Consider the following 12,942-nt stretch of genomic DNA (forward strand, 5'->3'; position numbering starts at 1 on the left):
CTAATCATCTATCAGCCTGTATCCAACACCAACTTCTGTATAAATATATTGTGGCTGTGCTGGATTCTTCTCTATTTTCCTTCTAAGGCTTGCCATAAAAACTCTAAGTGATTGAGTTTCATTACCTAAAGCTGCACCCCAAATTTCATTAATTATGAAATTATGGGTTAATACTTTTCCTGCATATTTACAAAGTAGTGCCATTATTTTATATTCTATAGGGGTTAGATGTATATCCTCGTCATCTATACTAACTTTTCTTTTATTAAAATCAACAACCAATCCCTTGACCTTAAATATTTCTGTATTTTTATTTTCAGATGTATTTATTACACTGTGCCTTAAAGAAACTCTAATCCTCGCTAATAATTCTCCAATTCCAAAAGGCTTAGTCAAATAATCATCTGCTCCTTTGTCTAAAGCCTCTATTTTCTGTCTTTCATTTTCTCTTGCTGAAACTATTATTATAGGTATTTTAGACCATTCTCTTACCTTTGCGATAACATTGATTCCATCAATATCTGGAAGCCCTAAATCCAATATTATCAAGTCTGGCTTATGAGACATAGAAAGCGCAATGGCTTCAATTCCTTTCTCTGTTTCTATATAATTAAATCCTTGTGCTTTTAATGATGCTGTTATGAAATTTCTTATGGGCCTGTCATCTTCCACTACAAGAATATATGGCTTATTATCCATCTATCTTTCCCTCCTTTGGAATGTTAAATCTAAAAATTGCGCCTCCTTCATCTTTGTTCTGGGCGCTGATTTTCCCACCATGTCCTTCAACTATAGATTTACAAATTGCGAGCCCAAGCCCAACACCTCTTCTTGAATCAGATATTTTATCTCCATTTGTAAAAAATCTATCAAATATATGTGGTAATATTTCTTCTAATATTCCTATCCCATCATCTATTACCTCAAATATAACATCGCCTACTTCCTCATATACTTTAACCTCAATTAAAGCTTCCTTAGGAGTAAACTTAATAGCATTATCAAAAAGATTTATAAGAACTTGCTCAATTAAATTTCCATCCATAGATAACATTATAACATCTTCTGGAACTGTCACCTTTATCTCATGATCTTTCAAGCGTTTTGAAGTTCTTTGAACTGCTTCATATACAACTTCTTCTACGAGTTCAAGGTTCTTTTTAATTTTCATGTTCCCCCCTTCAAATCTAGTCATGCTGAGTAAATTTTCTACCAATCTTATAAGCCATTCAGTATCATCATAAATTCCTTGGAAAAGTTCATCTTTAGTATCTTTAGATAGAAGTTCTCCTGTTTCAATGATAGTACTTATTGCTCCTTTTATCCCTGCAAGTGGACTTCTTAAATCATGGGAAATTGATCTTAAAAGATTACTTCTTAATCTCTCACTTTCAATTTCTAACTTTGAATTCTTCTGAGTTTCAGCGAGAATTTCTCTATCTAAAGCAATATATATTTGACTAGCTACAGTCTCGAAAATGAATTTTTGTTCTGGTTTTAAGTTTCCAGTGATACAAGAGACACCTAACACGCCTAATACTTTATTATGACTTTTAAGAGGCATATAATATCCTTTTGCTCCATAGAAAGTATTAGTTCCCGCACCTGACTCTTTATCATTTAATAATGTCCAATATGCAACAGCTTCTTCCTCTTTATTTAGCAATGTCCGATCTTTCTCACCTTTAGTAGCCGTATAAATAAAAGGTGTTGTTAATTTATTTTCTTGAACTAAGTAGCAAATAACTGTTCTTTCTAGTAATCTAGATAAATATTTTATCCCTATTCCCACAACATCAGCTGTACCTGTTGCACTTAGTAACTTTCTACTTACTCTATATAAAATTTGTGTTGTATTCTCTCTTGCTAAAGAATTTTGTGCCTCCCTTTGTATCTTGCTTGTGAGAGTACCAATTGTAAATGTCACTATTAACATTATTGGGAAAGTAACTAAGTAGCTTTTATCATAAACTTCAAGAGAATATCTTGGATCAGTAAAAAGAAAATTAAATAAGAATATACTTATGATTGAACATATAAATCCTAAAAGATACCCTCTAGTTTTCATATTTACTATAATTACACCCAGAATAAAAATCATGATGACATTTGCTTCACGAAATCCTATGTAGTCTATAAATAATGAAATCATTGTAGATATAATCATTATTAAACTAGCTGTTAAAATTTCTTTCCATGAAATACTGACCCTTACTTTTTTTCTTTTTATAATGTTTTCTTTTTCTTTATTAAAAGTTGAATTCGGTATAACATAAACGTCTATATATGAATTAGACTCCATTAATTTATCAACTATATCTCTAGCATAAATTCTAAAAAAATTATTTGGTTTTTTATGATTTTTTCCTATTATAATCTTTGTGACATTTCTAAATTTTGCATATTGAATTATTTGTTCAACTATATCATCGCTATATACAGTTACTATCTCTCCACCCAACTCTTCTGCCAACTTAAAATTTGCACTCAAACTCTCCTTATCTTTTTTACTTAAGTTTCTCGACTTTGTTGTTTCCACATAAAATGCTATCCATTTTGAATGATGTGCTTCTGCCATTCTCCTTGCTGTTCTTATAACCCTTGAAGAAGATGGTGATGAAGAAATGCAGGCTAATATTGCATCTACTGTTGGCATTACGGTAATTTGCCCTTTTGACAACCTTACGCTTTCCACTTCATAATTTACTCTATCAGCAGTTCTTCTTAATGCAATTTCTCTAAGTGCAAATAAATTATTTTTAGTAAAAAAATTATTAAATGCTTTTGTCGCTTGTTCCTTATCATACACTTTTCCATCACTAAATCTTTTCAAAAGTTCATCTGGTTCAATATCAATTAATTCTACTTTATCAGCCTCATCAAATATTTTGTCCGGAATTCTTTCTCTAACTGAAATATGGGTTATACTTTCAACTATATCATTTAAACTTTCTATATGCTGAACATTTAAAGTGGTATAAACATTTATTCCTGCTTCTAAAAGTTCCTGAATATCCTGCCATCTCTTTCTGTGCCTTTGCTCACTAGCATTTGTATGAGCTAGTTCGTCTACTAGCATAATTTCAGGTTTTCTAATAAGAGCCATATCCAGGTCAAATTCTTTTAAGGTTATCCCCTTATACTCAATAATCCTATTTTCTATACTCTCAAGTCCATTTAGCAATGCCATAGTTTCTGGCCTTGCATGTGGTTCTATATAACCTATCACTACATCGTAGCCCAATTTCTTCATATCATGTGCTTCCATAAGCATTGCATAACTCTTACCAACACCAGCAGCATAGCCAAAAAATATTTTCAATTTTCCTCTTGAGGACACATTTTCTTCTTTTTTTATTTGATTTAAAAGATACTGTGGATCTGGCCTTTCATTTATATCTATTTAAATCACTCCTAACATTTCTTTAATTTTATCTTAGGCACATAAAAGAAACTAATAGTAAGACATACTGTTTTATTATTTCTTTGATTGCGCCTTCTGTCTAATGAAATTATATATCCTCTAATAATAATATAAAAGTACTTTCACCACTCTACTTTAGAATAAGTAGACTTTTTTCCTAAGTAATCATAAAATTCTATATCACTTCCTTTAACTTCTCCATTTAAAGATTTAACTCTCATATAGTTTTGTTTATCCTCATCAAAAGTTATTTCTATTTTATTATCATTTATAGTATACTTACCATACGTATAAAATACATCCTTATAAGAATTGTTTATTACCTTGCATTTACCATTCGAATTAAGCTCTAAAATAGTATTATCAGATGTTTTATATTCTCCAGCATATGGATTATTATTACACCCCGCTATGGAAATGATTATGATAATAGCTAAAAGCCCTAAAAATACTCTTTTCATAGTAATCCCTCTCATTCTATAAAAGTAAAATGAACTAGAATCCCAAATTACTTTATATTTAAAAGTGAAGCTATTTCCATATTGACTTTTAGAACATTTACTCTTGGTTCACCAAATACCCCAAGTGTTCTACCTTCAGTATATTTATCAACTATTTTTTGAAGATCTGCTTCACTTATTCCTGATGCTTTTGAAACTGCTGGAATTTGAATTTCTGCCGCCTTTGGACTTATATCAGGATCTAACCCGGAACCAGAACTTGTAAGCAAGTCTGTTGGTATATCTTCTTTCTTAACTCCAGGATTAGCAGCTAAAAATTCATTTATATCTTTTTCAACTCTTTCTCTAAGGATTTCATTGGAAGGCGCTAAATTTTGTGACCCTGAGCCCACTCCACTATATACTGCCTTTCCGCTTTCATCTGGTACAGTATCTGCTTCTGTATAAGTGTTATAATTTACAGCTGAAATTCTTCCTCTAAAGAACCTTGGATCTGTGAAATTTTGTCCTATAAGTTCTGATCCAACTTCATTTCCATTAACAGTTATCATACTTCCATTAGCTTTTTTATTAAAAACCAGCTGGCTTATTCCAGTCATTAAAAGAGGATATATAAGCCCACAAAGTACCATAAAAGTAATACTTAACAGAATAGATTTTTTGATTATTTTCATATAAAAATCTCCTTTTCTTATTGAGGTGCATAATTTTTTCTTAGCCAATAATCTTCATTATCTAAGTTAGCCAATATTAAGAATTCTGACTAACGGAGTAATAATCATGTCAATTACCTTTATTCCTATGAATGGAACAATTACTCCACCGCCTCCATAAATAAGCATATTTCTAAGCAACATCATCTCTGCTTTCATCGGTTTATATTTTACGCCTCTCATTGCTACTGGAATAAGTAGTGGTATTATTATTGCATTAAATATAAGAGCCGATAGTATAGCACTATATGGTGTTGAAAGTCTCATTATATTCATAATCTGCATTTCAGGTATAGCTACTGTAAATATTGCAGGTATAATAGCAAAATACTTTGCTACATCGTTAGCAATACTGAAAGTAGTTAAAGCCCCCCTTGTAATCAATAATTGTTTTCCTATTTCAACTACCTCAAGAATTTTTGTTGGATCCGAATCTAAATCTACCATATTAGCTGCTTCTTTAGCCGCTGTGGTTCCACTATTCATGGCAAGCCCTACATCTGCCTGTGCTAGAGCTGGTGCATCATTGGTTCCATCTCCAGTCATGGCTACAAGTTTACCTTGTTCTTGCTCTCTTTTAATTGCATCAATTTTATCTTCTGGTTTACATTCAGCTATAAATTCATCTACACCAGCTTCTTTAGCAATAGTTGCAGCAGTTAATGGATTATCACCAGTACACATAACTGTTTTAATCCCGATTTCTCTGAGTCTTTGAAATCTTTCAACAAGACCTGGCTTAACAGTATCTTTAAGATATATAACTCCGTATATTTTATTGTTTACGCAAACTACAAGAGGTGTTCCTCCAAGTTTCGATACTCTGTTAACAGCTTCATCTAAATCATCTGGAATAATTCCTCCCATTTCTTTTATTCTGTTTCTTATAGAATCAGAAGCTCCCTTTCTTATATCAGTACCATCAGGCAAGTCCACTCCACTCATTCTTGTTTGAGCTGTAAACTCAATAAAATCTAAATTTTTATACTCTTCTTCATTAACTGTTGCTTCGCTTCTTCTAGCAAGATCAACTATTGATTTTCCTTCTGGTGTATCATCTTTTATTGAACAGATTACTGAATAATTTATTAAATCTAATTTCCTTACGTTGTCAACTGGTATAAAATCCGAAGCTAATCTATTACCAAATGTTATAGTACCTGTCTTATCAAGAAGCATTGTATCAATATCACCGCAGGCTTCTACAGCTTTTCCTGACATAGCTATAACATTGAATTTAGTAACTCTATCCATACCCGCAATCCCAATAGCTGATAATAGACCACCAATTGTTGTTGGTATTAAACAAACAAGAAGTGCTATTAAAGTTGAAATATAAATTGAAACACCCGAGTAATTAGCCATTGGATAAAGTGCAACTATAACTATAAGAAATATAATTGTTAAGCTAACAAGTACAGTATTAAGCGCAATTTCATTTGGAGTTTTTTGTCTTGATGCTCCCTCTACAAGAGATATCATTTTATCCAAAAATGACTCACCTGGTGTTGCTGTTATCTCGATCTTTAGCCAGTCACTTACAACCTTTGTTCCTCCTGTAACTGATGCAAAATCTCCTCCACGTTCTTTCATAACAGGTGCTGACTCACCAGTTATTGCAGATTCATCAACAGAGGCTATTCCTTCTACAACTTCACCATCATTAGGAATTATATCTCCTTTTTCAACTAAAACTATATCTCCTTTTTTTAATTCATTTGCATTTATGACTTTAGTTGTTCCATCAGGATTCAACAATTTTGCTACAGTATCTTTACGCATTTTCTTTAAATTCTCAGCTTGAGCCTTTCCTCTACCCTCAGCTACGGCTTCCGCAAAATTTGCAAAAAGTACTGTTATAAACAATATTAGAGCTACAATAAAATTATATATTCTTAAATTACTTCCTTTATCTCCAAATAAGCTTGGATAAAATGTAAGCAATAAAGTTATAACAAAACCCACTTCAACAACAAACATAACTGGATTCTTTATCATATATTTAGGGTTTAATTTCTTAAATGACTCTATAATCGATTCTCTTAATATATCTCTTGTAATAAATTTAGACTTTTTTCTTTTATCACTCATATTATTTTTCTCCTTGCTTTCTACTTCATAATAATCAATTCCACAATGTTAAATGTTCTGCTATTGGTCCAAGCGCCAAAGCAGGTAAAAATGTTAATGCTCCAATTATTAAAACAATTGCAATTAGAGTTAATGCAAACATTGTATTATCTGTTCTAAAAGTTCCTATTGTTGTTGGAATTGTTCTTTTGGCGGCTAAAGAGCCAGCTACTGAAAGAAGAATTATAATTGATAAATATCTTCCATAAAACATCACTATACCTGTCGTAGTATTCCAAAACAGAGTATTATCTCCTAACCCTTCAAATCCAGAACCATTATTTGCTGCTGAGGATGTAAATTGATAAACTATTTGAGTTAACCCATGAAATCCTGAATTTGATATTCCTGCAATTCCCTCTGGCGATATTAATGCCAAAGTTGAAAACATCAATATTAGTAATGGGTGAATTATTATAGCTAATGCTATAAGCTTAATTTCTTTACCTTCAATTTTCTTTGATAAAAATTCTGGTGTTCTTCCAACCATAAGTCCACATAAAAAGACAGTAAGAATAGCATACATCATCATATTCATAAAGCCTACGCCCTTACCTCCGAATACAACATTAAGCATCATATTCATAAGAGCAACTGCTCCACCTATAGGTGTTAAGGAATCATGCATATTATTAACTGTTCCTGTTGTGAAGGACGTAGTTACTGTCGTAAATAATGCAGATTGTCCTACTCCAAATCTCACTTCTTTCCCTTCCATATTCCCCATAAGTTGATTTAGTCCCACATGTGCTAATGCTGGATTTCCAGCCTTTTCTGCATAATAACATATTGGAAGTGCTATTATAAATATTCCAGCCATTGCTCCAAATATGGTCCAGCCTTGTTTTTTATTTCTAAGCATTAACCCAAAAGTATAAACTAGTGCTCCTGGAAGTATCATCATAGATAGTATTTCAATTAAATTTGATATAGGTGTTGGATTTTCAAATGGGTGAGCCGAATTTGCCCCGAAGAAACCTCCGCCGTTTGTACCTATATGCTTAATTGATTCAAGAGCTGCTACCGGGCCAATTGCTATATCTTGCATTTTACCTTCTATTGTAGTAACTGTTTTAGTTCCAGATAAAGTTTGTGGTACGCCTTGACTTACCAAAAGAATTCCCACTATTATTGATAGTGGCAATAAAACTCTTGTTGTAACTCTTGTCATATCTACAAAAAAGTTTCCCATTAACTTTCTTCCAATTATTCCTCTAATAAAAGCAATAGCTGCTGAAAAGCCTGTTGCTGCTGATGTAAACATCATAAAAATAATCACTATCATTTGACTAAAATTAGAAAGTCCTGATTCTCCACTATAATCTTGAAGATTTGTATTAGTCATAAAACTTATAATTGTATTAAAAGATAGACTTTGTTCCATTCCATTTATTTTATTTGGATTAAAAAATAAGAATCCTTGAGCTCTAAGCATTATATAACCTATAAATACCATTACAGCATTCACTGCTATAATAGAAAAAATATATTCTTTCCAATCCATTTCGTCATCTTTACTTATTCCACATATCTTGTAGATAAAGTTATCGATTTTATCAAATAGCTTGTCTCCAATGATTTTATGACCAGTGCTAACATAATATAGATACTTTCCAACTGGTACTACTATTATCATAAAAAGTAGTAAAGTTATTATTATTTGTAACCACTCCATAACTATTCCTCCTAGTTCCACTACTAATAATTTTAAAATTTCTCTGGATTAAATAATGCATACCCTAAATATCCAAAAAGTAAAATTATAATTACAACTAAACTTAGCATTTATATTCCCCCATTTATTTTCTTTTACTTGTTAGTTTGTTTTCCACACCAATTAGCAAACAGTATGATAGAAAAAAATCCTACAAATAATGATGTCAAAAAAATAAAATCTAGCATCATCATATTTCTCCTTTCGTCATTCATATCTCATATATAAATATTACTAGCTATAATATAAAGATTGGATTAAGACTTTTTTCTTCTGCATAAAGATTGTATAAAGATTTCGTTTATAGAATTTTATATTTAATATCTTCCATGTCCATAATTTAATATAAATTATTACTAAATGTACGGCTTATCAGAAATATGTATACTTTTCCTCAGTTTTCAAATAATAAATGAGATAAATAAATTATGATTTTCTATAAAAATAGAAGAGGAGGATTAGCCTAATGCAAAAAGTCACAAAAACAATGGACGGAAATCAAGCCGCAGCATATGCTTCCTATAATTTTACTGAAGTAGCTGCAATATATCCTATAACTCCTTCTACACCTATGGCCGAGGGGGTTGATGAATGGTCTGCTCACGGAAAGAAAAATATGTTTAATCAGCCAATTAAGGTTGCTGAAATGCAATCCGAAGCTGGTGCAGCTGGCGCAGTACACGGATCACTTCAAGCTGGTGCACTAACTACTACATATACAGCATCACAAGGCTTGCTGCTTATGATACCAAACATGTATAAGATTGCTGGAGAACTTTTGCCTGCAGTATTTCATGTAACTGCTCGTGCAATTGCAACTCACGCACTATCAATTTTCGGAGATCACCAAGATGTTATGGCAACTAGACAGACTGGATTTGCTATGCTTGCATCAAGCAGTGTTCAAGAGGTAATGGATTTAGCCTGTATAGCCCATTTAAGTGCAATTAAAGGAAGAGTTCCATTTACTCATTTCTTTGATGGATTTAGAACATCACATGAATACCAAAAAATTGAGGTACCTGATTTTGGAGAAGTAACTAAACTCGTAGATAAAGCTGCATTAAAAGCCTTTAGAGATAGAGCTTTAAATCCAGAACATCCAGTTGCCAGAGGCACAGCTCAAAATCCTGATATATACTTCCAAGGAAGAGAAGTTCAAAATCCTTTCTTTGATGCTGTACCTGATATAGTAGAAAATTACATGAAAGAATTAAAAAATATTACTGGAAGAGAATATCACCCATTTGACTACTATGGAGATCCTGAAGCTGAAAGAGTTATAGTAGCCATAGGTTCAGTGTGTGACACTATAAGCGAAGTTGTAGACTACTTAAGAGAAAAAGGCGAAAAAGTAGGTATGATAAAGGTTCATTTATACAGACCTTTCTGTGATAAGTACTTCTTTAACGTTTTACCTAAGTCTGTTAAGAAAATAGCAGTATTAGACAGAACAAAAGAACCTGGCGCACCTGCTGAGCCATTATATTTAGACGTTACTAAGCTTTTCTATAACGAAGACAACAAACCAGTGATAGTTGGTGGAAGATATGGTTTAGCATCTAAAGATACAAGACCATCACAAATTATTTCTGTTTTTGGTAATTTAAATTCAGATAAGCCAAAAGATAATTTCACTGTTGGTATAGTTGATGATATTACTAACACTTCTCTGCCTGAAGGAGAAATAATTGATACTACACCACAAGGAACTATAAGCTGTAAATTCTGGGGGTTAGGATCAGATGGTACAGTTGGAGCAAATAAGAGTGCTGTTAAAATTATAGGTGATAATACGAATTTATATGCTCAAGCATATTTTTCTTATGATAGTAAAAAATCTGGTGGTACTACAGTGTCCCATTTAAGATTTGGAAAGAGCCCTATAAAATCTCCTTATTTAGTTTATAATGCAGATTATGTTGCTTGTCACAACAAATCCTTTATCTATAATTTTGATGTGTTAAAGGGACTAAAAAATAATGGAACTTTTGTACTTAACTGCCCATGGAATAAGGATGAAATTGAAAATAAATTACCTGCCGCATATAAGAGATATATGGCAAAAAATAATATTAAATTCTATACTATAGATGCAATTGCTATTGCTGGCGAAATAGGTCTTGGAAATAGAATTAATATGATAATGCAATCTGCATTCTTTAAACTTGCTAATGTTATTCCTGTTGAAGATGCAGTTAAATATTTAAAAGATTCAATTTCCCACTTGTATGGTAAAAAAGGTGATAAAATAGTAAAAATGAATCATGATGCTGTTGATAGAGGAGTAGATTCATTGAACGAAATTAGTATACCTGAATCTTGGGCCAATGCTAAAGATAGTGATAAACCAGTTAAAGACGAACCAGACTTTGTTAAAAATATTCAACGTCCTATGGCAAGACTTGAAGGTGATGAATTACCAACAAGTACATTTAAAGGAATGGAAGATGGTACTTTCCCTCTTGGAACTACAGCCTATGAAAAACGTGGTATAGCTGTTAATGTTCCTGAATGGCAAACAGATAAGTGTATACAATGTGGTCAATGTGCATTCATATGCCCTCATGCTACAGTACGCCAATTCTTAGTTGATGAAAGCGAAATGAAGAATGCTCCTGAGGACTTCATTACAAAGAAGGCTGCTGGAAAAGGTCTAGAAAACTACGGTTATAGAATACAAATAGCTCCTCTAGACTGCACAGGCTGCGGCAACTGCGCTGATGTATGTCCTGCTCCTGGTAAAGCTCTTATAATGAAACCGGCTGAAGAACAAATATTAGAGCAAGCTGAAAACTGGGAATACGCAATGAAGCTTACACCTAAGGAAGACTTGATTGATAGAAATACCTTAAAAGGCAGCCAATTAGTTAGACCTCTCCTAGAATTCAACGGTGCTTGCCCTGGATGTGGAGAGACTCCATATATAAGACTTCTAACACAACTTTTTGGTGAAAGAATGATAATTGCTAATGCAACTGGATGTTCATCTATATGGGGTGCAAGTGCTCCTTCTATAGCTTATACCACAAATGCTGAAGGAAAAGGTCCAGCTTGGGCAAATTCATTATTTGAAGACAATGCCGAATTTGGATATGGTATTTTCCTAGGTGTTAAACAAATAAGAGAAAAGCTAGCAGATTTAATGAATGAAGGTTTAGAATCATCTGACTTTAATGACGAGATTAAGAATGCTTTCCGCGATTGGCTTGATAACTTCAATGATGGAAACGGATCAAAAACAGCTTCTTCTAAAGTTTTAGAAGTTCTAAAAAATTCTAATAATGAAATTGCAGAAGAGATATTAGAAAGAAAAGATTATTTAGTTAAAAAGTCTCACTGGATACTCGGTGGAGACGGATGGGCTTACGATATAGGCTACGGTGGAGTGGATCAAGTGCTTGCTATGGGTGATGATGTAAACATATTTGTAATGGACACAGAAATCTACTCTAATACTGGAGGGCAGGCTTCAAAATCTACTCAAACTGCTCAAGTTGCTAAATTCGCAGCAGCAGGTAAGAAAACTAGAAAGAAAGATTTAGGACTTATGGCTATGAGTTATGGCTACGTGTATGTTGCTCAAATAGCTATGGGTGCAAACATGAATCATGCCATTAAGGTAATAGCTGAAGCTGAAAAATATCCAGGACCATCAATCATTATAGCTTATGCTCCATGTATAAGCCATGGTATAAAAGTTGGTATGGGTAACAGTATAAAAGAAGAAAAGAAAGCTGTTGAGTCTGGATATTGGCATCTATATAGATATAACCCATTATTAAAAGATGAAGGTAAAAACCCATTCTTACTTGAATCAAAAGAACCTTCTGCTCCATATAAAGACTTCTTAAATGGAGAAATACGTTACTCATCATTAATGAACGTATTCCCAGAGGTAGCCGATAAATTATTTGATGAAGCAGAAAAGAATGCAAAAGAAAGATATGAAACTTATAAGCGCTTAGCTGATATGCAATATTAGTAAAAAGCTCCAAATAACATACATGTAAATAGTAACCAAAATAAAAAATCCCCGATTTTCCGGGGATTTTTCTATAAATACCTCAATTTCAAGTTACATTTATAGTTTAAAATATATTCCACACCAGAAATGGCAGGTACTCTTTTGTGCAGCGTTGCATTTAGAATAGAGTCGTAGCAATTTCTTCAGCAAAAGTTGTTCCATTCTCGCTTGTCCTTAGCACGTCTAAGGAGCATGCGTAAATGGCTACAACTTTTGCTGTTAGAAATTCACAACTCTATTCTATAGCAACCGAAGCAACAGAGTACCTGTCATTTCGGTCGACTAAATCTTAAACTATAGCTCTTACTTTTGATTTGTATCTACATATTCTTTTGCATTCCTAACTTGTACTTCGCTAGGAATGTTCACATTAGATACAGGTTGTGCGTCTTCCATATTAGCCCATGCTGCTGCATCATGCTTTTCTATTGGCATTCCAACGAACTTTTCTTTAAATTTATTTGTCATGTGTA

8 protein-coding genes are annotated in these 12,942 nt (G+C 32.8%); 1 reads left to right on the forward strand and 7 read right to left on the reverse strand.

Translation table 11 applies throughout. The features are described 5' to 3' along the window. From L1S46_RS16735 to kdpA, 6 genes are all read right to left on the reverse strand, one after another. Window positions 1-699, reverse strand: coding sequence for a response regulator (locus L1S46_RS16735; RefSeq protein WP_238900472.1), 699 nt, complete (start codon window positions 697-699; stop codon window positions 1-3). Next, a complete protein-coding gene (locus L1S46_RS16740) occupies window positions 692-3,403 on the reverse strand; it encodes a sensor histidine kinase KdpD (RefSeq protein ID WP_238900495.1) in 2,712 nt (903 codons plus the stop codon). The genes L1S46_RS16735 and L1S46_RS16740 overlap by 8 nt, the downstream gene beginning before the upstream one ends. A gap of 143 nt (window positions 3,404-3,546) precedes the next feature. Beyond that, window positions 3,547-3,885, reverse strand: coding sequence for a hypothetical protein (locus L1S46_RS16745; RefSeq protein ID WP_238900473.1), 339 nt, complete (start codon window positions 3,883-3,885; stop codon window positions 3,547-3,549). 47 nt (window positions 3,886-3,932) lie between these two features. Next, a complete protein-coding gene (locus tag L1S46_RS16750) occupies window positions 3,933-4,559 on the reverse strand; it encodes a K(+)-transporting ATPase subunit C (protein WP_238900474.1) in 627 nt (208 codons plus the stop codon). 66 nt (window positions 4,560-4,625) lie between these two features. After that, window positions 4,626-6,689, reverse strand: coding sequence for a potassium-transporting ATPase subunit KdpB (gene kdpB / locus L1S46_RS16755; protein ID WP_238900475.1), 2,064 nt, complete (start codon window positions 6,687-6,689; stop codon window positions 4,626-4,628). Window positions 6,690-6,723: 34 nt separating this feature from the next. Further along, the gene (kdpA, locus tag L1S46_RS16760) at window positions 6,724-8,403 is read right to left on the reverse strand and encodes a potassium-transporting ATPase subunit KdpA (protein WP_238900476.1); all 1,680 of its coding nucleotides are present in this window, start codon (window positions 8,401-8,403) and stop codon (window positions 6,724-6,726) included. Between the two features lie 505 nt (window positions 8,404-8,908). On the opposite strand from kdpA, the gene nifJ reads away from it, so the two are divergent. Further along, entirely contained in the window at window positions 8,909-12,427 is a 3,519-nt protein-coding gene (gene nifJ, locus L1S46_RS16765; RefSeq protein ID WP_238900477.1) for a pyruvate:ferredoxin (flavodoxin) oxidoreductase, read from the forward strand. A gap of 345 nt (window positions 12,428-12,772) precedes the next feature. On the opposite strand, the gene L1S46_RS16770 is transcribed toward nifJ, so the two are convergent. Further along, window positions 12,773-12,937 carry a DUF3787 domain-containing protein gene (locus tag L1S46_RS16770; RefSeq protein WP_011968789.1) on the reverse strand — a complete coding sequence of 55 codons (165 nt, stop codon included), beginning with the start codon at window positions 12,935-12,937 and terminating at the stop codon, window positions 12,773-12,775. Between the last annotated feature and the right edge of the window lie 5 nt (window positions 12,938-12,942).

This window comes from Clostridium sp. YIM B02500 (assembly GCF_022324665.1).
In the GTDB taxonomy this organism is placed as follows: domain Bacteria; phylum Bacillota; class Clostridia; order Clostridiales; family Clostridiaceae; genus Clostridium; species Clostridium beijerinckii.

Coding starts and splice junctions, on each gene's coding strand:
- L1S46_RS16735 (WP_238900472.1), bottom strand. CDS start 699: ATGGATAATAAGCCATATATTCTTGTAGTGGAAGATGACAGGCCCATA.
- L1S46_RS16745 (WP_238900473.1), bottom strand. CDS start 3,885: ATGAAAAGAGTATTTTTAGGGCTTTTAGCTATTATCATAATCATTTCC.
- L1S46_RS16750 (WP_238900474.1), bottom strand. CDS start 4,559: ATGAAAATAATCAAAAAATCTATTCTGTTAAGTATTACTTTTATGGTA.
- kdpB (WP_238900475.1), bottom strand. CDS start 6,689: ATGAGTGATAAAAGAAAAAAGTCTAAATTTATTACAAGAGATATATTA.
- kdpA (WP_238900476.1), bottom strand. CDS start 8,403: ATGGAGTGGTTACAAATAATAATAACTTTACTACTTTTTATGATAATA.
- nifJ (WP_238900477.1), top strand. CDS start 8,909: ATGCAAAAAGTCACAAAAACAATGGACGGAAATCAAGCCGCAGCATAT.
- L1S46_RS16770 (WP_011968789.1), bottom strand. CDS start 12,937: ATGACAAATAAATTTAAAGAAAAGTTCGTTGGAATGCCAATAGAAAAG.